The sequence below is a fragment of the Bacteroides sp. AM37-9 genome (genome assembly GCF_003603455.1).
Taxonomy (GTDB): Bacteria; Bacteroidota; Bacteroidia; order Bacteroidales; family Bacteroidaceae; genus Bacteroides; species Bacteroides xylanisolvens.
In genome coordinates this window covers 50,250-74,073 of sequence record NZ_QTNF01000033.1, presented here as the reverse complement: position 1 = coordinate 74,073, position 23,824 = coordinate 50,250, and the positions used below count along the sequence as shown (strand labels likewise).

The window sequence follows — 23,824 nt, the reverse complement described above, 5'->3', positions numbered from 1 at the left end:
TCACTTTAAAGAAAGCTACAAATAGTTACCCCCAAGAAATTGCGGGTGAGCCTTCATCCCAGCTCTAATTTGAAGGTGGTTATATATAAAAAGCTCCTATAAGTCTTTGACTTACAGGAGCTTTTCGTGGGCCATCTTGGGCTTGAACCAAGGACCTCCAGATTATGAGTCTGTTGCTCTAACCAACTGAGCTAAAAGCCCGATGTATCCATTAACTGGATGCGGTGACAAAAGTAGTATTTTCCGTCGAATTATGCAAATTCTTTCGAGAAAAAACTATCATCCTCTGCTACTAGAACTTATATTTGCGCTTCGGATTCTTGGGGAACCATCCTTTTTGTACCCGTTCTTCCTGTTCGAAAACCTCTTTGATCGTCCAGAAGGAAGAAAACGCAAACACGCCTAATAAAGAAGATAAGATCACATTATCGATACTTAAGGAGGCAATCACACCGGCAATGCCGAGTATCAGGAATATCCACCAGCATTTTGTGCCCCAGTAATATTCGGCCTTTACCACGACGGGGTGAAAAAGGCCGATAATCAAAAAGGTACAGATTCCGATGAATAACCCTGCAAGGTGATATTCATTTAGAAACTCCATCACAATTATTTTTCAACGCGGATGGGAATCTCTTTCTTGATACTCTGTTCCAGAGAAATCAGAGTCTCGGTAGCTACTACACCTGGTATTTCTTGCATTTTGTTATTCAGCAAATCCATCAGATGTTCGTTGTCGCATGCATAAAGTTTTGTCAGCATTGTGTACGGGCCTGTAGTGAAATGACATTCCACTATTTCGGGAATCTTTTGTAATTCCGCTACGACAGATTTGTACATGGAGCCTTTTTCCAGCTTGATACCCACGTATGTACAAGTTCTGTAGCCCAATGATTTCGGGTTCACATGGTAACCAGAGCCTACAATGACACCTAGGTCAATCAGTCTTTGCACACGCTGATGGATAGCTGCGCGTGATACTCCACATTCGGCTGCTACGTCTTTAAAAGGGATGCGGGCATTCTGGGAGATAATCTCTAGGATCTGCCTGTCGAGGTTGTCTATTCTTTCCATAATAATAAATTGTAATTTCCTGTTGTTATCAAATAGTAAGCAAATATAGAGATTTATTTTAATTATTCTTCTTTTCGGAGAAAAAAAATAGGAAAAAGCAAAAAAAAGAGGCACAAACGTTTTGCGCCTCTTTCCTTTTTCTATTTAGAAAAGAACTTTCTTATTTCTTATCTTTTTCGATGCTCAACAGTTCAACTTCAAAAATCAAAGTAGAGAACGGTTTGATTTGGTTGCCAGATTCTCTTGCACCGTAAGCAAGTTCTTGTGGGATATAAAGTTCCCATTTAGAACCTACAGGCATCATAGTCAAAGCTTCTGTCCAACCTTTGATTACCTGGTTAGCACGGAAAGTAGACGGTTCGTTACGTTTGTAAGAGCTGTCGAATTCTGTTCCGTCAATCAAAGTACCTTTGTAGTTCACTTTCACTTTGCAAGTGTCAGCAGGAATTTCACCTTTACCTTCAGTGATTACTTTGTATTGCAGACCGCTTGCAGTTGTTTTTACGCCGTCTTTAGTCTTGTTTTCAGCAAGGAACTTTTCGTTTTCAGCTTTATAGTCAGCATATTTTTCTTCCAAAGCTTTTGCTTTGATAGTTTCCATAGCTGTACGAGTATATTCTTGAGCTGCTTCCATAGTCATTACGCCGCCTTTTTCCAAAGTACCTGCGATGAAACCTGCCATGAAGTTTTCTTTGCTGATAGTTTTAGTAGAGTCTGTACCAAACAATTCTTGGTTGATACCTTTCATCATCTGATTGCTGATTTGCTGACCGATTTGCAGACCTGCCATGTAAGCGATGTCTTTTTTGCTAGTCTTGTTTGCGCCTTCGTTCAAACCTTTGATGAATTCTGCCATGTAAGTAGTATCAACATCCAGACGACCTGTCAGATAGCCTTTCAGACCTTGAGTCTGAGCCATACCGATAGAATACGACAGTGAGTCGATGTCTGTTTTCAGATTTGCTTTAGGAGCTTGAGCTGTACAAGAAGCAAGGCTTGCTGCAGCGGCGATTGCCATAAAAATACTAACTTTTTTCATTTTGCTTTGAATTTTTTTATTTATAATACTTCGAGTAATTCTACTTCAAAAATGAGTGTGCTGTGAGGAGGAATCATTTCTCCGGCACCTCTTGCGCCATAAGCGAGTTCTGACGGAATATACAGTTTCCATTTGGAACCTTCCGGCATCAGCTGCAAAGCTTCCACCCATCCCGGGATTACTTGGTTGACGCCGAATACAGCCGGTTCTCCGCGTTGGATAGAGCTGTCGAACAGTGTACCGTCGATCAATGTACCTTCATAGTGGCATCTTACCTGATCGGTAGCTTTCGGCTTTTTACCTGTACCTTCTTTGATGATTTCATATTGTAGTCCGCTGGGAAGGACAACTACGCCCGGTCCTTTTTTGTTTTCTTCGAGGAATGCCTGTCCCTGCTCAATAGCAACGGCACCCATCTTAGATTCCAATTCTTCGAAATATTTGTTCACTATTTCGCGGGCTTCATTGTGGCTGATAGCCGTCTGATTACCTTCTAATACATCTTTGATTGCTTGTGCGAAATCATCTACCGCAAGGTTTCCGATTCCCATGCTTGATAAGTTTTGACCAATTCCGAGGCCAATAGAGTAACTGAATTTATCCATATAATGTTTTTTGTTGGCGATTGAAATGTATCACCTTCATGGTTTTAGCTTTCAATCAATTGCAAATTTATGAAACGCAAAAGTACGTGTTTTATTTGAATGATTTAGCATTTGCTATTTAAAAATTCTTATATCTGTGAAAGTTAATCGCTTTTCTTTAAAGAATTAGTTCTTTTGTTGGCGGGATTTAATCTGCTTATTCTTATTGTGTAAGTTAGTTTATGCAGATAATTAATCGTCTAACTATAGTTTTCTTTTCGTCTGACTATAGTCAGATGAAAGAATAACTATAGTCAGATGAAAGTTTAACTATAGTCAGACGAATAAATATTAGTATGTTTGATGTTAACTACCTATATCTTTCATCTTAAAGTTCTGCATAAATCGGATTAGATTAAGCGTAAGAAAGTCTTCTTTTATTCGATGATTCTGATTACATTTGTGTGGCTATTAAAAAAGAAGGAGGAATAGTAATGAAAAATCTGGTAGTTTTGACGGGTGCCGGTATGAGTGCCGAGAGTGGGATCAGTACATTTCGGGATGCGGGTGGTTTGTGGGATAAATATCCTGTGGAGCAGGTGGCTACTCCTGAAGGTTATCAGCGGGACCCGGCTCTGGTGATTAATTTCTATAATGAACGCCGGAAACAGTTGTTGGAGGTGAAACCGAACCGTGGGCATGAATTGTTGGCGGAACTGGAGAAAAGTTTCCATGTAACGGTAGTGACACAGAATGTTGATAATCTGCATGAACGTGCCGGAAGCAGCCACATTATTCATCTGCATGGCGAACTGACAAAAGTATGTTCTAGTAGAGATCCATATAATCCTCAATTTATAAAAGAGCTGAAACCGGAAGAATATGAAGTGAAGATGGGAGACAAGGCCGGTGATGGCACTCAATTACGACCTTTCATTGTATGGTTTGGAGAAGCTGTGCCGGAAATTGAAACAGCTATCCGCTATGTGGAGAAAGCGGATATTTTCGTCATTATCGGTACATCGCTTAATGTATATCCTGCGGCGGGGCTGCTTCATTATGTACCGAGAGGAGCAGAGGTGTATCTGATTGATCCGAAACCGGTAGATACGCATACTTCCCGTTCGATACATGTAATTCAGAAGGGGGCTTCTGAAGGAATGGGTGAATTGAAACAATTGTTGGGAATTTGAGACTTCTTTCCCTCCGTTTTATTCCAGTTCGCTGACAAAAATATGATTATTCCGGAGTACTTCCGATATTTCGAGTGCAGTGATACCACTGCACTCGATTCTTAATATTTTCTCCCAGTCCTCAAAGTCCACATTCCATTTGTCTATTTGAGGGAACTCTGCCAAAAGTTTTCCTATGCGTTTGATGTCACATCTTTTGGTGATAGAAGTTCGAAAAATCAGAATCTTATTTTCTTTTTCCATATTCTTTAGCGTTTTATTTTAGTGAGCGGAACTCCCGGATCGTCATACTGAAATGCAGCCTGAAATTGCGACTTAACAGCGAAAGGCTGCTAAAGCCGCAAAGGGCGGCAATTTCGGTGGCGGAAAGTTCCTTGTTTTGTTTTAATAATAGGGCTGCTTTTTCAATCCGGGTGCGTTTGATATAATCCGTAGGTGTTTCGCCGGTCAGGATTGTAAATACGCGGTGGAAGTGGAAAGGAGAAAAGCATGCGATACCCGCCATTTTCTGCAATGATAACGGCTGGTCTATGTTTTGATGGATATAGTCGGTCACTTTGTTGATCCGTAACTGATATTCTTCCTTATTTATATCTTTCGTTTCCATATCTTCTGCAAAATAAAGGATAATAAATGCCGGAGAGTTATCCTATCTTGCTAACTTCTCCGGCAGATAGTCAATTATCTTTTTTGTCCTATATAGAATACATAGCCGTAGTATTCCTTATACTTATTATATAGGCTCTCTTCGTGTCGTTGACCGGCGATGAGGTCTGCGGCAGCTTCATTTCCTGCATATTCCTTCAGAAAGGCTTCCTGAACCGGGAATTGGGGAGCATAGAAATGCTCGGTCCAGCAATTTTCCGGTAAGATGAAATGGGCTGTCGGGATATATCCGGCTTTCTCCATTTGTGCTATTTTTCTCGGAATCGTATCGATTTCCGGGTAATTAGCCATCCAGAAGTCGTCTATTTCGGAGGGGCGTTCCGGGGTGAACCAGGATGCTTCCGTTACAGCGATGAACCCGTTCTTTTTCAGGAACTTGTTCCATTCATTCATGCCGCGTTCGAATCCTATATTATAGATAGCTCCTTCGGACCAGATCAGATCGAGTTCTTCCTCTTGAAACGGCAAAGCGTCCATAGAACCGACAATGCCTTTTACTCTGTCTTCGCAATGGGCTTCTATTGCATTTCTGTTGAATATTTCGATGAAGTCGGGGAAAAGATCGATGCCTGTAATTTTCCCTTTCGTATAGTTGGCTAATGCCATTGTCTGCCCGCCTGTGCCGCAGCCTATATCGGCTATTCTAGCTTCGTCAGACATTTCGTTGGTGAAACTTAGAGCTTTTTGTGTGACTTCAGGGCTTCCCGGACCTTGACGTTTTAGTCCTTTGAAGTAATTACATATCAGTGTAAAATCGAATTCGTGGATTGTTTTTAATTCGTTACTCATTGTTTTTTAATGTTTTAGCTGTACGGTAAATGAAGGCATGTGACAATGCTTGTGACCATTTGACCATACAAATAGTTTAAAATTTAGATATAGAAAATAACTCTGACAAGAATATGTCAGAAAACATAAGGGATAATCTGTAATGAGAGGAAGGCTTACAGATTATTTACAGAACGGAATCCTTATGGAATGAAAATGAGTTAAACATCCAATTTTTCTTTTAGTTTGTGACAAAGATAGGATTTTAGGTGTAAAACTCAATGATAACTTTGATGAAAAAATACTGTAAACCTGCATTTTAGCAAGAATAGTCAAATAGGGACCCGTTTGTCTGTCCGGTTGTATGGATGAGATTGACTGCCCAAATTGATTGAAACTACCTATTTTTGAATTACATTTGCAGGATATTAGATACAAATCTCTCATTTAATGTATAATACCGATGAAAAGCAAATTATTACTCGCATGTACCATTCTGTTTTTCTGTTCCTCTTTTCTGTGCGGACAGAATCAAACATCTAAAGTTGCAAACTCTGCTGAAACGAATAATGGAGCTGTCCGGCATCCGTGGCAAGGAAAAAGAGTGGGATATTTGGGAGACTCTATTACAGATCCCAACTGCTATGGTGACAAGATAAAGAAATACTGGGATTTCCTGCAGGAATGGCTGGGGATTACTCCTTATGTATACGGTATCAGCGGCAGACAATGGAATGATGTGCCCCGCCAGGCCGAGAAACTGAAGCAGGAACACGGTGGAGAAGTGGATGCTATCTTGATTTTGATGGGTACGAATGATTTTAATGACGGTGTGCCTATCGGAGAGTGGTTTACGGAAACAGAAGAACAGGTGATGGCAGCCCGCGGACAGGTCAAAAAGCTGGAAACCCGCAAGAAACGTACGCCTATAATGGATGGAAACACGTATAAAGGACGTATCAACATCGGAATCAACAGGCTGAAACAACTGTTTCCGGATAAGCAGATTGTACTATTAACCCCGTTGCACCGCTCACTGGCGGATTTTGGAGAGAAGAACGTGCAACCGGATGAAAACTATCAGAATAGTTGTGGTGAATATGTGGATGCCTACGTGCAGGCCGTCAAGGAAGCCGGTAATGTGTGGGGAGTGCCCGTAATTGATTTTAATGCGGTAACCGGGCTGAACCCGATGGTGGAAGAGCAACTGATTTACTTCTACGACGCAGGATATGACCGTTTACATCCTAGTACAAAGGGGCAGATACGTATGGCACGTACGCTGATGTACCAGTTGCTTGCGTTGCCTGCAACATTTTAAAGAGAACCAGCTTTACCGGTGAATCACCGCACGGATCACAAACCATATATGATGTGCTACGGTGCCAATCAACCCGTAGTGCTTTGCCATGATGCGAAATCTCTCTTTCAGGGAGGCTTTCTGATTGCGGGTAGTCATTCCTTCATCCAGATAATCGATAATCGTCAGATGGGTATTGTGTAAGGTGCGCGCTTTCTTCATAATACGGATGCACCAGTCGAAATCGGCAGAAAAACGATATTTCAAGTTGTAGGGCTCTACCAGCGTATGACGGGGAAAGAATGCCTGATGGCAGACTAACATACCCTGTTTGAAACTTTTCCAGGTGAGCGTTTCGGGAGCGGACAATCTGCGCATCCGCAGGAAATGCCTGTCCTGGTCTACGATAGCGGTTTCTCCGTAAAGCACATCGGGCAGTTCGCTGCCGTTGATGGTATGCACCATTTGTTGCAGTGTGTCGTCCTCGTGAAAACAGTCGCCCGCGTTCAGGAAACAGAGATAATCGCCGCTGGCAAGGGCGATGCCCTTATTCATGGCGTCATACAGTCCTTTGTCCGGTTCGCTGACAACGGTGTGTATGTGCGAGCGGTAGCGGTTGATAATAGAGAGGGTTCCATCCTTGGAAGCTCCATCTACGATGATGTATTCTATATGATGATAGGTTTGTGAAATGACACTCTGAATCGTGTCTTCCAATACCTTTTCAGCATTGTACGTCACCGTAATAATAGAGAACTTGGGAGTAGGATGGACACTATGCATATTTCCCTGTTATTTTATTGTAGACATCTGTATATTTCTTTGCGACGATGCTCTCCGAATAATTGCCCAAGACCTTGCGGCAGGCTTGTGCGGAGAGTTCATCGTATTCCGGTTCCGTCAATATCCAATGTATGCCGTTGGCAAAATCTTCTGAAGATTTGTATTGTGCCACGTAACCGTTGTGCAGATGATCGATCATTTCGGGGATACCTCCTACGTTAAAGCCGACACAGGGTACTCCGCAGGCCATTGCTTCCATAATCATGTTAGGAAGATTCTCTTCCAGAGACGGGATGGCGAAAAGGTCTACGGCATTGTAGATATTTACTATCTCATGCTCATTCTTGATGTAAGGGAGTGGGTAGACATGGAAAGGAAGCTGCTCCTGCAATTGCTGTGACTGGTTGCCGAATACGACTACCCCCAGTGACTCTTTCCATTCCGGATGCTTTTCTGCCAGCAGTTTGCAGGCTTCAATGAGATAGTCGACTCCTTTTCGTTTGTCGGTGATCTTTAACGAGCCGAACAGAACCAGTTTCTTACCTTCTGGCAGCATGAACTTGGCACGTGCTTCTTTTTTGTTCATGGGTTTGAACAGGTTGGTATTAATAGCGTTCGGAATATTGGTGACGCTTTTTCCTTCAAACAATGCGCTGGTCTGTGCTTGTTCCTTCAGCCAGTGACTGCACGTGACGAAATGGATGGGAGCGTAGCTGTATAACTTTTGTTTTTTGCGGAAGGTGCGGTAAGATAAATCTTTCCGGCCACCGCCTTTGTAGATGTAAGGGCAGTCGTGACACTCTTGCTGATAGTTTTTACATTCCCGTGCGTAGTGGCAGATACCGGTACATGGCCACATATCGTGCATGGTCCATACCACAGGTTTGCCGGAAGTGAGTATTTTCCGTATATCTTTCAGCGAGAGCATTCCTTGGTTGACCCAATGCAGATGGATCACGTCGGCTTGGCGAAATTCCGGGAGTGAGGTGATGTCTGTACCTGTGTTGGCAATGTCAACGTCGAACAGATGGTATCGGCGGAAACGATTGGCACTCCAGATAACGATCCGTTCCCACATGAACTTCCACACTTGCAACCAGTTACTTTTTAAGCGGACCACACTGATTTGGTCGGTCTGCTTGTCACGCACCAGCATTTTGGCTTTGATGCCGTTGTTTTTCAGTGACTCCATCAACCGGCTTGCTGCAATGGCCGCTCCTCCTATTCGTTCAGATGTATTTATAATCAGGACTCTCATGGGCAAAAGTTTATGCAAATGTACGGTTTTTAGAGGAAATGTTTGATATTTCCAACAAGCTTTCTGCTATTTCGTGCGAAAAGATTTCGAGGTTGAAGCGTTCTTCTGCCAGTTTGCGTGCATTCTCTCCCATGCGTCGTGCCTCTTCGGGATGGTCGGCGATGAAGCGGATAGCGTCTGTCCAGCCTTGTACATCGTTATATTCTACGGTGATGCCGATTTCTTCCTTGTCGATGTCAATTTCGAAGTTGGGGTTGCGCGAGCAGATGACGGGGATGCCGAGGGCGAATGCTTCCACAAGAGTGGTCAGTCCTACGGTGTAGGGGAAGTCCAGACAGCAGATGACGATGCAGCTTTTGCGGGCTACCAGTTTTCCCAGTTCATAGGGAATCACTCCGTCGGTATAGTGGATGTGGATGGAGTCGGGCACTGAATAGCGGTCGAGTATCTTTTTATAGTTGATGTTGCCGCATGAGACGGCAATGTACAGATCCAATTCCTCGTTGGTTGCGGAGAAAGACTGGAGCAAGGTGTCCACGTCCCGGTTCTCTTTGCCGGTGGAGATAAATCCTTCGGGCTTCCGGTCGGGCATTTCTGCCAGCAGATGGTCGTAGAAAGGAAGGTCCGGGCCCCAATGTATCAGTTTCAGTTTGTGGGATGGAGCTTTTCGGGTTTTCTGCGAGTCCTGAATCAGTTTCCGGCTGAACAGGAACATTTGGTCGATGCCTTTGTAGAAAAGGCGGGAGATCTGTTCGCGCCACGGTTTGGGGTTGGTGACGACGGCCGTGTGATGCCAGATGACGATGGGTTTGCGGTACAGCCCCAGTGCACGGAGGAAGATGACGGGTTCTATCCCCCGGAAAGAGGTGGCATAGAGCACGTCGTATTTTTCCTTGCAGAAGAGAATCTCTTTGGTGGCGTAAAACATGAGTTTCAGGCGGCCGGAGAAGTATTTGCATTTGTGCATTACGGAATGTATTCCGTAATTTTCGAGCAGAGGAAGTCCGTATAAAATATGTCCGGGGAATTTATATTCTTTCCATTCCTCGTAACTTTCCCGTGTGAGACGGGTATGGTAAAAATAAATAGTAAGCAACGTATTTAGTGGTGCTTGTTTCTTTTCAGCCATTTGTTTATTCGGTTTTTGACAGCTTTCGTAATGATGGAGAAATTACCGTATTTCAGGTTGAGGAACAGTTCTTCGAACGAGCGCCCTATCTTGATCCATGGATGATCCCAGCCCATGATGCGGTAAACCTTCTCTTTGTAGGCTACGTTTTCAATGACGTAGCGGGGATGCCGCAGCGGAAAGTCCACCTCGTAACGCTTCATGGTGAAGATGCGGCGATAGCCCTTGGGCAGGGTGTGGACCGAGCCGGCAAAATGGGTGGAATCTGCCGTTGCTCCGAGGTTGTTTATCATGTTGCGGGTAGGCACGATGCTTAGTCCGGAGTTGAACAGGATAGAGGCGTGGAAGATGGTTTCATAAAAGGCTTTCTGCTGTTCCCGGTGACGCTGGCACATATAGATAAAGTCGCTCCGGAATTTGCGTTCCTTGATGAGTTGCTCAAGCTGCTGCATGTTGAAGGAGTCGTCCAGGAAACTGTAAAACTCGTCCCATTGGTCGACTACCCGTTTCCAGCTCGCCCATCCCCAGATGGAAAAGGTGGTGGCGAAGAAATAGTCGGATGGCATATCCTGGGTGATTTCTTCGGGGTTGAATCCGGCAATCATGCTGATGCGGGTGTCGTGTTCGTATTTATCCAGCATCTCCTTGCAGAATTGGAAAAAGGAGACGGAGGGCACATCGTCGTCTTCCAATACGATGCACTTGTCGACTTTGGAGAAGGCCCATTTTTGCGAAATGTATTCTGAAGGGTCACAGCCGAAATTCTTTTCCTGATAAAGCTGTTCTACTTCACATTCCCAGTCTATCTGTGATACGATTTCACGGCAGGCTTCTATTCCGGGCAAATCGCGCTCGTTTCGTGCTCCGTCCTGATAGAGGAAGAGCCGGGACGGACGTGCTTTCTTCACTTGCTCGAACACTTGCGACAGTTGTTGCGGGCGGTTGAAGAACAGGATAAGTACCGGGACGTCTACTAAAGCGGATTTCATATTCATAGTTCTTGTTTTGGGGTTGTACTGAATGACAGGGCGGCAGGATAGTGGTTGTTCACTTTCTCCTGTTCTTCCTTGGTAAATCGATGCAAGGTCGGGTAGTTGTATCGCAGGAACCCTTCCAGGTCATCGGGAGTGGTCACGGTGAGGGGACCGAATTTCACCGGTTGCAGGTGGCGGAGGCTTTCTACGGTCACGTGGTCGGCGGTTGCCATGACGTTGTTGTAGTAGCGGGTGTTTCGTGAGTTGAAACAGCTTTGCACGGATACTAGCATCCGGTAAATTGCTTTTTTAGAGAAAAGAGAGTCGACTATTCTGTTCAGGAGACAGGAGAAGGCTCCCCGGTTTGTAGGGTTCTCTATTTCACATTTGCCGAAGTGTTTCCACATCCATATTTCTTTTCCCATCAGGCAGCATTTGAGGAAGCCGAGTATGCCGGATTGCATTTGCCGCAACAGTTTGTTGTCGGGAATCCTGTCGAACGGGAAGATATCTACAAAGATGCCCGGATGCATCGGGACGTTCTTGAACATTTCTTCTACGAAAAGGGTGTTGTTTTTCTTAACCTTCGCGTAGTAATAGGGGGTGTGAGGGTCTGTCTCTATCCATGAAAGGAAGTAGGAAGGACCCAGTTCTCCGGGTGCTACTTTTAAGAATTTGTTGTAATTCTCCCGCGTCATGCCGATGTCTATATCATCATCCCAGGGGAGAATTCCCTGATCGTAGAGTGCGCCGATGGCTGTGCCGCCTATCACAAAATAGGGAATATCGTGCTTCTGACACACCCGGATGGTTTCTCCCAATATGTCGTAAAGTTCGGCATGTAATAAATCAAGCTCTTCGGCTGTATATTTCTTGTTCATCGGAAATGGTTAATGCACGTTGTCTTGCAAATGTAGTAATTATATTGCTAAGTTACTATAACTTTAAGTTTCCTTGCATAAATTTGGTGGCCACTCGCCCACGTCCCGGAATGGGGAGGACGGATGCTTGCGGAAAGTCCTTGAGCAGACAGTCTGCCGGATTGATCTCCGGATAGAACTTCTTCAACAGGAACAGGCTGGGACCGGTGGTGATACTTCCTATAAAGACGGAAGCATCCATCAATAGCTGTATCGAGCAGAGGAAACGTGCCATTTGCTTCTGTTTCAGTTCTTTGGTGGTCTGTGTGAAGGCGCTGTTGACGTATCCTTGCTCGTTGGGGCTGCAAAGGGTGTACCAGTGTATGTCCGGGGCAAGGGTTTGCACTTGCTCGAAGAGGCGGTAGTCGTCGGTCAATACAAAGACGTCGCGGATGGCTGTTTTTTCTTTGATGAGGCGTATGTAGTGTTCCGGTGGCAGCAGGTTGGTTTCGGTTATCTTGTCTCCTCCGCGTATCTGGCATCCTGCGTATTGAGGCGGAAGTTGCAGGGTGGCGGCAAATTGGCGACATTCCTGTGCGGTGGTGTCGTTGAGTTTCCAGGTGATTTCCGTCAGTTTTTGGAAGGTGTGGAGGTAGTCACCGTCTATTCCCAGTTCGAGGATATGGAAGCGCTGGTTGGGGTTGAATGTCACTTGGAAGTTGAGCAACACCGGTTTACCATACGTGAAGAAAGCAAGGGCTTTTCCGATGATGTTCTTGCAGGTTACTTTCAGTTTCCATTTCAGTAACTTCGCTTTAGATAGTTTTTTGTCTTTCATCAATGCTTGCCATGAAGGCAGGCGATGGGTGTTGTAGGTGTGGTGAAACGGTTCGTGCACTTGCTCGCAGAAAGGTGCGAAACAGTCTTCCCAGCCTTTTTCCCATCCGAAGTTGGCGTCGTCGGAGTAAAGCTTGAACTGTATTTTGTGTTGCAGGCAATAGAGCATTGCATGGAGCATATAGGTGTATTCGGTAAAGAATCCGGCGTCTATACCTATGTGATAGATCATCGTCTTTTTGAAAGAACGATTCAGAAGGCGGTATTTGGTGGCAAGATCATTGGGGTTCATGTGTCTTCTTTTTGATGAAATACTGGATGCTTTCTTTAAAGGTGACCGAACGGCTGCCCCACATGGCGGTTACGTAGAGTGCTGCTGCGAGCACTATCTTGCTTGCCAGGCGGAGATAAATATTCTCGATGGAACGGGTGGAATAATAGGTGATTACCATTACCGTAGCTGCAATGACAGCGTATGGAAGTATGTCTATCAGTGCATGGCGCAGCTTTAGTCCGATTTCTTGCCATACGAAGTAGTGCCACGTCAGTAGCCACAGTATATTGGTGGATACATAGACGGCGAGCATGGCATAGATCCCGTGTGCGTGGACTAACAGAACGCCTGACAGTAGGATTATGCCGAGCGCTATGGTGTTCCACATATAGATGCGGGATTTTCCTTTGCTGATGATGAGTTGCTGATAGAGTCCTGCAATAGGGATAAAAGCTCCACTAATACAGAGTATTTGCATGATAGATATACTGGAGTGCCATTTGTCGGTGATGGCAATAGTAATTAGTTCTTGCGATATAATGGACAATCCCAACATGGCAGGAAACGAGACAAAGGCGGTGAAACGCAGCATTTTGCGAAATACCCGTTTTTGTCGTTCGAGGTCGTCCGACACTTTGGTGAGTACCGGCTGTGCCACTCCGTTTATCATGCCCGATATGAAAGATTGCCCCATTGTACACCATTTGTTGGCCTGATTGTAATATCCTACTTCCTTTTCGGTGTAGAACTTACCCAGTATCACGGAAAACAGATTGTTGTTGATGTGATTGAAGATATTGGTAATTAAAAGTTTTCCACTGAATCCGAACATCTGTTTTATAGGAGCGAGATTGAATTCGAACGTAGGCCGCCAACTTGAAAAGTACCAGTTGCAAGCTGTATTGACGGCTACGTAAACTATGCCTTGTGTGGCATACCCCCAATATGAGAAGCCTAGATAGGCAAGTGTGACTCCGGCAATGCCGGATATGGTAACTCCGATAACCATGGATAAAGACCGTTGCTTAATCATCAGATTACGCTGCAAATAGGCACTGTGGGATATTCCCAAACTAGCGATGACAAAGCCTGTGAAAGCATATCGGGCTAGCGATTTCAGTTCAGGAGTTTTGTAAAAATCAGCAATGAGTGGTGCGCACAGGAATAATACTAGATACAAGCACAGACTGATTGAAATGTTGAACCAGAATACGGCATTATAATCTTTATGAGTTACTTCTTTTCTAGTGACAAGGGCGGCTGTGAAACCACTTTCTTGTATTGAGCTGGCTATGAGGGAGAAAATGGACAACATTCCTACCATACCATAGTCTGAAGGGGTAAGCAATCGTCCTAAGAAAATTCCGAAAACAAGAGTTAGCAACTGCTGTATGCCGTTGCTGAATCCTCCCCAAAATAGTCCTTTGGCTGTTTTTTCTTTTAGTGACTGATTCTCGCTCATGCTATTATTTTACTTTATCGGATAGTATCTTTGCTTGTTGCTGTTCGGAAAATTCTTTCTTCCATTCTTCTACTTTCTGTTGGATAAGTTGTATGTTAGGTAGGTGTAATCAATAGTGAACGCACTGCGTTCACTATTGGATATGTTTTGTAAAATTGTTGGCGAAAAGCTAATTAGTTATTTCTAATTGCGCCTATACTGTAGGCGCAATTGGAAATCTTTATTTTACTTCGCTGCCCGGCTTCACCTCACGTCCCGGCATAATAACTGCCAGACTGCCGTCGTTGTTTTCGGCACTTAGAATCATGCCTTCGCTGACGATGCCTTTCAGTTTGCGCGGAGCAAGGTTGGCGATGAAGCAAACCTGTTTGCCTACCAGTTCTTCCGGTTGATAATGTTTGGCAATACCCGATACGATGGTACGTGTTTCCAGTCCGTCGTCAATCTTGAATTGCAGCAGTTTATCAGCTTTCGGCACTTTCTGACATTCAAGAATGGTACCTACACGGATATCCAGTTTCGTGAAGTCGTCGAATTCGATGTTCGGACGGATAGGATTAGCCTTGTAGTTGGCTTCTTCATTTGCTTTCTTTGTATCGAGCAATTTTTGTACTTGTGCTTCGATAGTAGCGTCCTCAATCTTTTCGAACAATAATTCCGGTTTGTTCAATTGGTGACCTACAGGCAGAAGGTTGTCGCGTCCCAGTTCAGACCATTCGAAAGTATTCATGTTCAGCATTTTGCGGAGTTTTTCCGAGCTGAACGGCAGGAACGGATCGAAAGCGATGGCAAGGTTGGCAACCAGTTGCAGGGAGATGTTGAGGATGGTACCGACACGCTCCATATCTGTTTTTGCCAGTTTCCACGGTTCAGTGTCGGCCAGGTATTTGTTGCCGATACGTGCCAAGTTCATGGCTTCTTTCTGTGCATCGCGGAATTTGAATACGTCGAGCAGTTTTTCCACTTCTGCTTTTACGTCTGCAAATTCTTTCAGCGTTTCCTTGTCGTAGTCGGTCAGTTCACCTTGTGCAGGTACGCGCCCGTCGAAGTATTTTTGAGTCAATACCATTGCACGGTTCACGAAGTTACCGTATACGGCTACCAGTTCGTTGTTATTGCGTGCCTGGAAGTCTTTCCAGGTGAAGTCGTTGTCTTTTGTTTCCGGTGCGTTGGCGGTCAGTACGTAGCGGAGTACGTCCTGTTTGCCGGGGAAGTCCGCCAGGTATTCGTGCAACCATACAGCCCAGTTGCGGGAAGTGGAGATTTTGTCTCCTTCGAGGTTGAGGAATTCGTTGCTCGGCACGTTGTCCGGCAGGATATAGCTGCCTTCTGCTTTCAGCATGGCAGGGAATACGATGCAGTGGAACACGATGTTGTCTTTCCCGATGAAATGGATCAGGCGGGTTTCAGGATCTTTCCACCATGTTTCCCAACTGTCGGGGAGAAGTTCTTTGGTATTGGAGATGTATCCGATAGGAGCGTCAAACCATACGTAGAGCACTTTGCCTTCTGCTCCTTCTACGGGAACAGGGATACCCCAATCGAGGTCACGGCTCACGGCACGTGGTTGCAGTCCCATGTCGAGCCAGCTCTTGCATTGGCCGTATACGTTGGGACGCCATTCTTTATGATCTTCCAGAATCCATTTGCGCAGCCATCCTTCGTGCTTGTCGAGAGGAAGATACCAGTGTTTGGTTTCTTTCATTACCGGTTTGCTGCCGCTGATGGCGCTTTTCGGGTTGATAAGATCCGTAGGAGAAAGTGAGGTTCCGCACTTTTCGCATTGGTCGCCGTAAGCGCCTTCTGAATGACAGTGGGGACATTCTCCGGTGATATAACGGTCGGCAAGGAATGTTTTTGCTTCCTCGTCGTAATATTGTTCAGACGTTTTTTCGATGAATTCGCCTTTATCGTACAATGTTTTGAAGAAATCCGAAGCCAATTGGTGATGCGTCGGTGAAGTGGTGCGGCTATACACGTCGAATGAGATACCGAATTCTTCGAATGATTTTTTTATCAGCGAATGATAACGGTCTACTACATCCTGCGGAGTAATTCCTTCTTTCTTGGCACGAATCGTGATAGGTACCCCGTGTTCGTCCGAACCTCCGATGAATAATACATCTTCTTTTTTCAGACGCAGATAACGCACATAAATATCTGCCGGTACGTATACACCAGCCAAGTGACCGATATGGACAGGACCGTTCGCATACGGCAGTGCCGATGTGACGGTGGTTCTTTTGAATTTCTTTTCCATTATATAGTGTGATTTTTGTTGTTTTCAACTTTGCAATGTGCAAAGATAGTGACTTTTCACCACAGATTACACGGATTAACACAGATTATTTCATTGAAAAGTGGTCACAGAATGAAACAGGAACGTTTCGTAATAAAAAAACAGGTAAAAAGAAAGTGTTTTACCCTGATATAAGTTGGCTAGAAAATAGCCAATTTGTATCGGGGTATTTTTATATTTTCTATTATGTTCTATTTTTAAGATCGAAACAGATTAGGAGTATCTAAGTAATTGAACTTGTATCTGTTGTGATAATTGTTGTTGATGGAATATAAAAATGATGTTTGTGTTAGACGACTCATTTATTCAAGACATGGAATACCTTTTTAATCAGCACAATACTGTTCCACCACCTTCACATCCTTTCCTTGACGAATCATTTCAACATAGGTAACACCTCCTCCATAAAACAGTTCGATTTTCAGATGATTCTTGGTTTTGTATGTATAAGTCACTTCTAACAGCCCGACGCTGTCAGTTTCAATTTTATAATGTGAGTTGTTTTCGGGCAGTTTTTTCCGCAGAAGTTTCTCAATGTTGCGCACTTTCTGGTTATAGACTTGTTGCATGTCCATATTAGGACATGTATATTCGAAGATATTTGTATAACCTTCGTCTTCTGTATAGTGACTAATGACGATTCCGTCTTCTGAAGTAGTTTTATCAATGAATGTACGTTCGGCAGGGTGTGTAGTTCCTGCGTCTTCGTCAATGTTGTCGTTTTCTTTGATTTCGGTCTGCGTTGTATCCGCCTTATTCTTTTCGATGCTAGTTTGTACTACCGGACTTTGTTGTTTGGATGCACCGGTACACTGAGTAAAGAAAGATATAAAACAACTTCCAGATAATATAATTGCAATGATAAGTCGTAAGTTTTTCTTCATATATGTTGGTTTGTAAGTGTGCAAATATACTACATTATTGTCTTTCTTCATTGTACATCGGGCAGAATATAATTGAAGTACATGATGAGATAATTACTTCATTTCTCAAAAAGTAAGTATAATCCATCTGATCTTCTGTTCTTTTCTCTTTGATAGTCTGTTTCCGCATACAATTCTCCCCTTTTTCTTTCTTTTTTCTCATAAGAAAGAATATATTTGTACCTAAGTTAAACGAAAACCAAAGCATGATATGATAACAACCCAGTTGCTTCGTCCTGAAAGCATTGTCGTAGTAGGGGCATCGAATAATGTACATAAGCCGGGTGGCGCAATATTAAAGAATTTGATAAACGGAGGTTATCAGGGAGAACTTCGGGCGGTGAATCCGAAGGAGAAGGAAGTACAGGGAGTTCCCGCCTTTGCGGATGTGAGTGATCTGCCGGACACAGATCTGGCGGTGTTGGCTGTGCCTGCTTCGATGTGTCCTGATATGGTGGAAACATTGGCTAGCAAGAAACAAACTAGGGCATTTATCATACTTTCGGCAGGTTTTGGTGAAGAAACTCACGAAGGGGCACTGTTGGAAGAACGTATTTTGGAAACAGTCAATAAATACGGTGCTTCACTGATTGGTCCTAATTGTATTGGATTGATGAATACATGGCATCATAGTGTATTCAGCCAGCCGATTCCTAACTTAAACCCCAAAGGGGTGGACTTGATTTCCAGCTCCGGTGCTACGGCGGTATTTATTCTCGAAAGTGCCGTAACAAAAGGTTTGCAGTTCAATTCAGTCTGGTCGGTGGGAAACGCCAAGCAGATCGGCGTGGAAGATGTATTGCAATTTATGGATGAGAACTTCGATCCCGAAAAAGATTCTCATCTGAAACTACTCTATATTGAAAGTATTCAGAATCCGGACAGGTTGTTATTCCATGCTTCGTCTTTGATTAGAAAAGGGTGCAAGATTGCGGCAATCAAAGCCGGAAGTTCGGAGAGCGGAAGCCGGGCGGCATCTTCCCATACAGGAGCAATCGCCAGTTCCGATTCGGCAGTAGAGGCTTTGTTCCGTAAAGCAGGGATTGTGCGCTGTTTCTCTCGTGAGGAATTGACTACCGTAGGTTGCGTGTTTACTTTACCCGAATTGAAAGGAAAGAATTTTGCCATTATCACTCATGCCGGAGGCCCGGGAGTGATGCTGACAGATGCCTTGAGTAAAGGCGGACTGAATGTGCCTAAGCTGGAGGGAGAAGTAGCCGAGGAACTAAAAGCCCAACTATTCCCCGGTGCTGCCGTCGGGAATCCTATTGATATTCTGGCTACCGGAACACCGGAACATCTGCGCCTTTGCATTGACTACTGCGAGGAAAAGCTTGATAATATAGACGCCATGATGGCTATCTTCGGAACTCCGGGATTGGTTACTATGTTTGAAATGTATGATGTGCTTCATGAAAAGATGCAGACTTGCAAGAAACCGATTTTTCCCATTCTTCCTTCCATTAATACAGCCGGAGCAGAGGTTTCCGCCTTCCTGGCAAAAGGGCATGTGAATTTTGCAGACGAAGTGACCTTGGGTACTGCCCTTTCACGTATCGTCAATGCTCCTAAACCGGCAGTTCCTGAAATAGAACTGTTCGGAGTGGACGTTCCGAGGATTCGTCGTATTATTGATTCTATTCCGGAGGATGGTTATATCGCTCCCAATTATGTACAGGCATTGTTGCACGCTGCCGGTATTCCGTTGGTAGATGAATTTGTTTCCGACAATAAAGAGGAGATAGTAGCTTTTGCCCGTCGGTGCGGATTTCCGGTAGTTGCCAAGGTTGTTGGTCCTGTGCACAAATCAGATGTCGGTGGTGTCGTTTTGAACATTAAAAGTGAGCAACATCTGGCACTGGAATTCGATCGTATGATGCAGATACTTGATGCAAGAGCAATTATGGTACAGCCGATGCTGAAAGGTACGGAACTGTTTGTTGGCGCAAAATATGAAGAGAAGTTCGGTCACGTGGTACTTTGTGGTTTGGGAGGTATTTTTGTGGAGGTGCTGAAAGATGTATCTTCCGGTTTGGCTCCGCTTTCTTACGAAGAAGCTTATTCAATGATTCATTCTTTGCGTGCTTATAAAATCATTCAGGGAACACGTGGGCAAAAGGGAGTCAACGAAGATAAATTTGCTGAAATTATTGTCCGTTTGTCCACTTTACTACGTTTCGCTACAGAGATCAAAGAAATGGATATAAATCCGCTCTTAGCAACAGAAAAGGCCGTTGTAGCAGTTGACGCGCGTATCAGAATAGAAAAATAGGACTATTCTTTCATTCATTGAGACATATTTACTATCTTTCCGCTGTGATTTTGCCTACATTTGGTAACTCAAACGGAAGGATAGAAAATACGTATATTTATGAAGAAAGTTCTCATATTTTTAATCTGTTTAATCGGCTATCAGATCGGCTGCCATGCGCAAATGGCGGACGAGCATTATTATTTCAAAAATCTTAGTGTACAGAACGGGTTATCTCAAAATACGGTCAATGCGATTTTGCAGGATAAGCAGGGCTTTATGTGGTTCGGCACAAAAGATGGTTTGAATAGATATGACGGTTTGTCATTCCGCAAATTCAAACATGATGACCGCACACGGCGGAGCATTGGTAATAATTTTATCACAGCTCTTTATGAGGACTCAAAAGGAGATATCTGGGTAGGTACGGATGTAGGACTTTATATCTATAATCCGGAAAAAGATTCTTTCCGTCATTTTGCTGAATTGAGCGCAGAAAACACGAAAATAGAGCATACCGTAACTGCAATCTCCGGAGACAACAAAGGATGTGTCTGGGTAGCGGTAGAGTCGCAGGGACTATTTTGTTATGATCTGGAGGAAGGAACACTCCAGAACCACACATTGAAGAACTTTTCTTTTATCTCCACCAATGTCCAGTCTTTTGTTTTCGATAATAGCGGAACCCTTTGGATTGGTTGCTATGGTGATGGACTTTTCTATTCGAAAGACCGTTTGCAAACCCTTCATCCTTATGTATCACCTGTAGACGATCAAAAAACTTATGAGAATGATGTCGTGATAGGTCTGGTGAAAGGAGCATATAATTGTCTATATATAGGCTCTTTAAAAGGAGGAGTGAAAGAACTGAACCTGACCTCTAACAAACTGCATGATTTACTCTCTAAAGATGAAAGTGGAGAGGCTGTTTTTTGTCGTGAACTGCTGGTAGCTTCTGACAACGAATTGTGGATTGGCGCAGAATCAGGACTTTATATTTATAATCTCCGAATGGGTAAGTATGTTCATTTGCGCAGTTCGATCAACGACCCTTATTCTTTATCCGACAATGCTATTTATTCATTGTGTAAGGATCGCGAGGGTGGTATCTGGATTGGCTCTTATTTTGGCGGTGTGAATTACTATCCTCGTTTTTATACGTATTTCGAGAAATATTATCCCAAAGGGACTGATAATGGTTTGCGTGGGAAACGAGTACGTGAGTTCTGTCAGGATAATCAAGGTATTCTGTGGATTGGTACGGAGGACGGTGGTCTGAATCGTTTCAACCCCAAGACCAAAACATTCTCCTTCTTTACACCCAGTAGTGCTTTTACCAATGTGCATGGTTTATGTTTAATTGGAGATCATCTTTGGGTAGGAACCTTTTCAAAAGGAGTGAAAGTAGTAGATACGCGTACGGGAGCTATCGTGAAAACCTATCAGAAAACGGATTCTCCCCGTTCATTGATAGATAATAGTGTTTTCTCTATTTGCTGCACAACGACCGGTGATATTTACCTGGGAACTTTATTCGGCTTGCTCCGATATAATAAACAGTCTGATGATTTCGACCGGATACCGGAACTGAACGGTCGGTTTGTGTATGACATAAAGGAGGACTCCGGAGGAAATCTATGGTTGGCAACTTATGCTAATGGAGCCTATTGCTACAATGTGAGTGAAAAGAAATGGAAGAATTATTTGCACGATGAAAATAACCCGAAGAGTCTCCCGTATGATAAGGTATTAAGTATCTTTGAAGACTCTCACCGACAAATCTGGTTGACTACTCAAGGAGGAGGTTTTTGTCGTTTTCAGCCGGATACGGAGACATTTGCCAATTATAATTTGTCGGCCGGACTGCCGAACGATGTTGTATACCAGATTGTGGAGGACAAAGAAGGATTTTTGTGGTTGACAACTAATAACGGTTTGGTCTGCTTTCAACCTACTACCGGAATGATGAAGGTATATACCACCTCCAATGGCTTGTTGGGCGACCAGTTTAATTATCGTTCAAGCTTTGAAACTGAGGATGGTACGATTTATTTGGGTAGCATCGATGGTTTTATAGCCTTTAATCCCAAGAATTTCTCCGAGAACAAGTTTCTCCCGTCTATTGTAATTACTGATTTCTTTCTGTTTGGAAAGGAAGTATATGCTGGTGAACCGGGCTCTCCGTTGGAAAAGAGTATCACTTTCTCTGACCAGCTTGTTCTCCAGTCTAATCAGAATTCTTTCTCTTTCCGTGTAGCCGCGCTGGATTTTCAGGCTCCTAAGACAAGTCGGATTATGTATAAGTTGGAAGGCTTTGATACAGACTGGTTGACAGTTGGTGAAAGCCCTATTGTTACCTACTCCAATCTTCGATATGGTGATTATACCTTCCGGGTGAAAGTTGCCAATAGTGATGGAGTATGGAGTGACGATGAAGTGGTATTGGAAGTACATATTCTTCCTCCTTTCTATCTTTCTATATGGGCGTATTGTGCGTATGCTTTGTTGATTATCGGTTGTTCTTTACAAATTGTTGTGTATTTCAAGAGACGCAGTAATAGCAAACATCGACGACAGATGGAGAAATTCGAGCAGGAGAAGGAACGTGAAGTTTACCATGCAAAGATTGATTTCTTTACGAATGTGGCCCATGAGATACGTACACCGCTAACATTGATTAAAGGTCCGTTGGAAAACATTATATTGAAGAAACAGGTCGATGCGGAAACGCGGGAAGACCTGAATGTAATGAAGCAGAATACGGAACGATTGTTGAATCTGACTAACCAGTTACTTGACTTCCGTAAAACGGAAAGTCAGGGATTCCGCTTGAATTTTGCGAAATGCAATGTAACGGAGGTACTGAAAGAGACTCATGTGCGTTTCACTTCCCTTGCCAAACAGAAAGGTTTGGAATTCACCTTGCAAGTGCCTGAAAAGGATTTTTATGCACATGTGAACCGGGAGGCGTTTACGAAGATTATCAGTAATCTGTTGAACAATGGGGTGAAGTATGCTGAAAGCTACGTACATATATTTTTGGAGGTGTCGGAAGCGGATGATAATAATTCATTCCTTATTCGTACAGAGAATGATGGAGTAATTATTCCTAATGAGATGAAAGAGGAAATTTTCAAACCTTTCGTTCGTTTTAATGAAAAAGAAGACGGAAAAGTGACTACTGGAACAGGAATCGGCTTAGCTCTTTCCCGTTCATTGGCAGAACTGCATCAAGGAACCCTGGCTATGGGAGAAGGGGAAGAAAATAATACCTTCTGTCTGACTTTGCCGATAGTTCAGGATATGACAATCACTTTAACACCGGAACCGGAAGCAGGAATGGACAAGATGAGCGAAATTCCTGCTGGAGAGGCGGAAAAGAAAGATAACCGTCCTACAGTGCTGGTTGTGGAAGATAATCCGGATATGCTTGCCTTTGTAGTGCGTCAGCTATCGAAAGAATATGCTGTATTGACTGCTACTAACGGGGAGGAAGCGTTACAAGTGTTGGATGGTAATTATGTGAATCTAGTGGTTAGTGACGTTGTGATGCCTGTGATGGATGGTTTTGAACTATGTAAGAGAATAAAGTCAGATTTGAATTATAGTCATATTCCCGTTATACTGTTGACTGCGAAGACGAATATCCAGTCTAAGATAGAGGGAATGGAATTGGGAGCAGACGCATATCTGGAGAAACCTTTCTCTGTGGAATATTTGCAGGCTTGTGCTTCCAGCCTTATTCAGAATAGAGAGAAACTACGTAAGGCTTTTGCACAGTCTCCTTTTGTGGCTGCCAATACGATGGCGTTGACAAAAGCTGACGAAGATTTTATAAAGAAGTTGAATGAGGTTATCCAAGTGAATTATAGTAATCCGGAATTTAGCATGGATGATATGGCGGATAGCCTGAATATGAGCCGTTCCAATTTCTATCGGAAGATAAAGGGCGTCTTGGATTTGAGTCCGAATGAATATCTTCGTCTGGAGCGTTTAAAGAGAGCTGCTCAATTATTGAAAGAGGGAGAAAACCGGGTAAATGAGATTTGCTATATGGTAGGGTTTAATTCTCCGTCTTATTTTGCCAAGTGTTTCCAGAAGCAATTTGGAGTGTTACCCAAAGATTTTGTAAGTTAATATTAATTTATAG

The 23,824-nt window shown here is 43.7% G+C and carries 21 protein-coding genes and 1 tRNA gene; 4 read left to right on the top strand and 18 right to left on the bottom strand.

The window, feature by feature from the left end:
• Window positions 1-127 precede the first annotated feature (127 nt).
• From DW862_RS19870 to DW862_RS19850, 5 genes are all read right to left on the bottom strand, one after another.
• Window positions 128-201: transfer RNA gene (locus DW862_RS19870), tRNA-Ile, on the bottom strand.
• Window positions 202-292: 91 nt separating this feature from the next.
• Window positions 293-604 (bottom strand): DUF4491 family protein, encoded by a 312-nt coding sequence (locus DW862_RS19865; protein WP_049701378.1) that lies wholly within the window; start codon window positions 602-604, stop codon window positions 293-295.
• A gap of 5 nt (window positions 605-609) precedes the next feature.
• Entirely contained in the window at window positions 610-1,074 is a 465-nt protein-coding gene (locus DW862_RS19860; RefSeq protein ID WP_004302580.1) for an Lrp/AsnC family transcriptional regulator, read from the bottom strand.
• Between the two features lie 160 nt (window positions 1,075-1,234).
• Window positions 1,235-2,113 (bottom strand): FKBP-type peptidyl-prolyl cis-trans isomerase, encoded by an 879-nt coding sequence (locus DW862_RS19855; protein ID WP_004296603.1) that lies wholly within the window; start codon window positions 2,111-2,113, stop codon window positions 1,235-1,237.
• A 20-nt stretch (window positions 2,114-2,133) separates the two neighbouring features.
• Window positions 2,134-2,718 (bottom strand): FKBP-type peptidyl-prolyl cis-trans isomerase, encoded by a 585-nt coding sequence (locus DW862_RS19850; protein ID WP_004296602.1) that lies wholly within the window; start codon window positions 2,716-2,718, stop codon window positions 2,134-2,136.
• A 473-nt stretch (window positions 2,719-3,191) separates the two neighbouring features.
• Here DW862_RS19850 and DW862_RS19845 point away from each other — a divergent pair, with 473 nt between their 5' ends.
• A complete protein-coding gene (locus DW862_RS19845; protein ID WP_049702219.1) occupies window positions 3,192-3,890 on the top strand; it encodes an NAD-dependent deacylase in 699 nt (232 codons plus the stop codon).
• 18 nt (window positions 3,891-3,908) lie between these two features.
• Here the strand turns inward: DW862_RS19845 and DW862_RS19840 are convergent, their stop codons facing one another.
• The 3 genes from DW862_RS19840 to DW862_RS19830 form a co-directional block, all read right to left on the bottom strand.
• Window positions 3,909-4,133 (bottom strand): hypothetical protein, encoded by a 225-nt coding sequence (locus tag DW862_RS19840; RefSeq protein ID WP_049701377.1) that lies wholly within the window; start codon window positions 4,131-4,133, stop codon window positions 3,909-3,911.
• A gap of 13 nt (window positions 4,134-4,146) precedes the next feature.
• Complete coding sequence (locus tag DW862_RS19835; RefSeq protein WP_004296599.1) at window positions 4,147-4,497, bottom strand: helix-turn-helix domain-containing protein; 351 nt, start codon at window positions 4,495-4,497, stop codon at window positions 4,147-4,149.
• Between the two features lie 74 nt (window positions 4,498-4,571).
• Window positions 4,572-5,345 (bottom strand): class I SAM-dependent methyltransferase, encoded by a 774-nt coding sequence (locus tag DW862_RS19830; RefSeq protein ID WP_120070106.1) that lies wholly within the window; start codon window positions 5,343-5,345, stop codon window positions 4,572-4,574.
• Window positions 5,346-5,787: 442 nt separating this feature from the next.
• Here DW862_RS19830 and DW862_RS19825 point away from each other — a divergent pair, with 442 nt between their 5' ends.
• Window positions 5,788-6,645, top strand: a complete 858-nt coding sequence (locus DW862_RS19825) for an SGNH/GDSL hydrolase family protein (RefSeq protein WP_008642335.1) — start codon at window positions 5,788-5,790, stop codon at window positions 6,643-6,645.
• A gap of 12 nt (window positions 6,646-6,657) precedes the next feature.
• Here the strand turns inward: DW862_RS19825 and DW862_RS19820 are convergent, their stop codons facing one another.
• From DW862_RS19820 to DW862_RS26040, 10 genes are all read right to left on the bottom strand, one after another.
• Entirely contained in the window at window positions 6,658-7,407 is a 750-nt protein-coding gene (locus tag DW862_RS19820; protein ID WP_118407109.1) for a glycosyltransferase family 2 protein, read from the bottom strand.
• Entirely contained in the window at window positions 7,400-8,665 is a 1,266-nt protein-coding gene (locus tag DW862_RS19815; RefSeq protein ID WP_015531818.1) for a glycosyltransferase family 4 protein, read from the bottom strand. Before DW862_RS19815 ends, DW862_RS19820 begins: the two co-directional genes overlap by 8 nt.
• A gap of 10 nt (window positions 8,666-8,675) precedes the next feature.
• Entirely contained in the window at window positions 8,676-9,794 is a 1,119-nt protein-coding gene (locus tag DW862_RS19810; RefSeq protein ID WP_120070103.1) for a glycosyltransferase family 4 protein, read from the bottom strand.
• On the bottom strand, window positions 9,767-10,789 hold the full coding sequence (locus tag DW862_RS19805) for a hypothetical protein (protein WP_015531817.1): 1,023 nt from the start codon (window positions 10,787-10,789) through the stop codon (window positions 9,767-9,769). The genes DW862_RS19810 and DW862_RS19805 overlap by 28 nt, the downstream gene beginning before the upstream one ends.
• Entirely contained in the window at window positions 10,786-11,649 is an 864-nt protein-coding gene (locus DW862_RS19800) for a phosphorylcholine transferase LicD (protein ID WP_015531816.1), read from the bottom strand. Before DW862_RS19800 ends, DW862_RS19805 begins: the two co-directional genes overlap by 4 nt.
• A gap of 55 nt (window positions 11,650-11,704) precedes the next feature.
• The gene (locus DW862_RS19795) at window positions 11,705-12,757 is read right to left on the bottom strand and encodes a hypothetical protein (RefSeq protein WP_120070100.1); all 1,053 of its coding nucleotides are present in this window, start codon (window positions 12,755-12,757) and stop codon (window positions 11,705-11,707) included.
• Window positions 12,744-14,201: a lipopolysaccharide biosynthesis protein gene (locus DW862_RS19790; protein ID WP_049701372.1), complete on the bottom strand. Its 1,458-nt coding sequence runs from the start codon at window positions 14,199-14,201 to the stop codon at window positions 12,744-12,746. The genes DW862_RS19795 and DW862_RS19790 overlap by 14 nt, the downstream gene beginning before the upstream one ends.
• A gap of 220 nt (window positions 14,202-14,421) precedes the next feature.
• On the bottom strand, window positions 14,422-16,461 hold the full coding sequence (gene metG / locus DW862_RS19785) for a methionine--tRNA ligase (protein ID WP_004317103.1): 2,040 nt from the start codon (window positions 16,459-16,461) through the stop codon (window positions 14,422-14,424).
• A gap of 365 nt (window positions 16,462-16,826) precedes the next feature.
• Window positions 16,827-17,384, bottom strand: coding sequence for a hypothetical protein (locus tag DW862_RS19775; RefSeq protein WP_133304336.1), 558 nt, complete (start codon window positions 17,382-17,384; stop codon window positions 16,827-16,829).
• 34 nt (window positions 17,385-17,418) lie between these two features.
• On the bottom strand, window positions 17,419-17,586 hold the full coding sequence (locus DW862_RS26040; RefSeq protein ID WP_165861953.1) for a hypothetical protein: 168 nt from the start codon (window positions 17,584-17,586) through the stop codon (window positions 17,419-17,421).
• Window positions 17,587-17,634: 48 nt separating this feature from the next.
• Between DW862_RS26040 and DW862_RS19765 the strand changes: the two genes are divergently transcribed.
• Window positions 17,635-19,695, top strand: a complete 2,061-nt coding sequence (locus DW862_RS19765) for an acetate--CoA ligase family protein (RefSeq protein ID WP_120070087.1) — start codon at window positions 17,635-17,637, stop codon at window positions 19,693-19,695.
• 99 nt (window positions 19,696-19,794) lie between these two features.
• A complete protein-coding gene (locus DW862_RS19760; RefSeq protein ID WP_120070084.1) occupies window positions 19,795-23,811 on the top strand; it encodes a two-component regulator propeller domain-containing protein in 4,017 nt (1,338 codons plus the stop codon).
• Window positions 23,812-23,824 lie beyond the last annotated feature (13 nt).

Excerpts from the sequence above, each read along its gene's own strand:
- DW862_RS19865 (WP_049701378.1), bottom strand. The coding sequence starts at position 604 with ATGGAGTTTCTAAATGAATATCACCTTGCAGGGTTATTCATCGGAATC.
- DW862_RS19860 (WP_004302580.1), bottom strand. The coding sequence starts at position 1,074 with ATGGAAAGAATAGACAACCTCGACAGGCAGATCCTAGAGATTATCTCC.
- DW862_RS19855 (WP_004296603.1), bottom strand. The coding sequence starts at position 2,113 with ATGAAAAAAGTTAGTATTTTTATGGCAATCGCCGCTGCAGCAAGCCTT.
- DW862_RS19850 (WP_004296602.1), bottom strand. The coding sequence starts at position 2,718 with ATGGATAAATTCAGTTACTCTATTGGCCTCGGAATTGGTCAAAACTTA.
- DW862_RS19845 (WP_049702219.1), top strand. The coding sequence starts at position 3,192 with ATGAAAAATCTGGTAGTTTTGACGGGTGCCGGTATGAGTGCCGAGAGT.
- DW862_RS19840 (WP_049701377.1), bottom strand. The coding sequence starts at position 4,133 with ATGGAAAAAGAAAATAAGATTCTGATTTTTCGAACTTCTATCACCAAA.
- DW862_RS19835 (WP_004296599.1), bottom strand. The coding sequence starts at position 4,497 with ATGGAAACGAAAGATATAAATAAGGAAGAATATCAGTTACGGATCAAC.
- DW862_RS19830 (WP_120070106.1), bottom strand. The coding sequence starts at position 5,345 with ATGAGTAACGAATTAAAAACAATCCACGAATTCGATTTTACACTGATA.
- DW862_RS19825 (WP_008642335.1), top strand. The coding sequence starts at position 5,788 with ATGAAAAGCAAATTATTACTCGCATGTACCATTCTGTTTTTCTGTTCC.
- DW862_RS19820 (WP_118407109.1), bottom strand. The coding sequence starts at position 7,407 with ATGCATAGTGTCCATCCTACTCCCAAGTTCTCTATTATTACGGTGACG.
- DW862_RS19815 (WP_015531818.1), bottom strand. The coding sequence starts at position 8,665 with ATGAGAGTCCTGATTATAAATACATCTGAACGAATAGGAGGAGCGGCC.
- DW862_RS19810 (WP_120070103.1), bottom strand. The coding sequence starts at position 9,794 with ATGGCTGAAAAGAAACAAGCACCACTAAATACGTTGCTTACTATTTAT.
- DW862_RS19805 (WP_015531817.1), bottom strand. The coding sequence starts at position 10,789 with ATGAATATGAAATCCGCTTTAGTAGACGTCCCGGTACTTATCCTGTTC.
- DW862_RS19800 (WP_015531816.1), bottom strand. The coding sequence starts at position 11,649 with ATGAACAAGAAATATACAGCCGAAGAGCTTGATTTATTACATGCCGAA.
- DW862_RS19795 (WP_120070100.1), bottom strand. The coding sequence starts at position 12,757 with ATGAACCCCAATGATCTTGCCACCAAATACCGCCTTCTGAATCGTTCT.
- DW862_RS19790 (WP_049701372.1), bottom strand. The coding sequence starts at position 14,201 with ATGAGCGAGAATCAGTCACTAAAAGAAAAAACAGCCAAAGGACTATTT.
- metG (WP_004317103.1), bottom strand. The coding sequence starts at position 16,461 with ATGGAAAAGAAATTCAAAAGAACCACCGTCACATCGGCACTGCCGTAT.
- DW862_RS19775 (WP_133304336.1), bottom strand. The coding sequence starts at position 17,384 with ATGAAGAAAAACTTACGACTTATCATTGCAATTATATTATCTGGAAGT.
- DW862_RS26040 (WP_165861953.1), bottom strand. The coding sequence starts at position 17,586 with ATGAGAAAAAAGAAAGAAAAAGGGGAGAATTGTATGCGGAAACAGACT.
- DW862_RS19765 (WP_120070087.1), top strand. The coding sequence starts at position 17,635 with ATGATAACAACCCAGTTGCTTCGTCCTGAAAGCATTGTCGTAGTAGGG.
- DW862_RS19760 (WP_120070084.1), top strand. The coding sequence starts at position 19,795 with ATGAAGAAAGTTCTCATATTTTTAATCTGTTTAATCGGCTATCAGATC.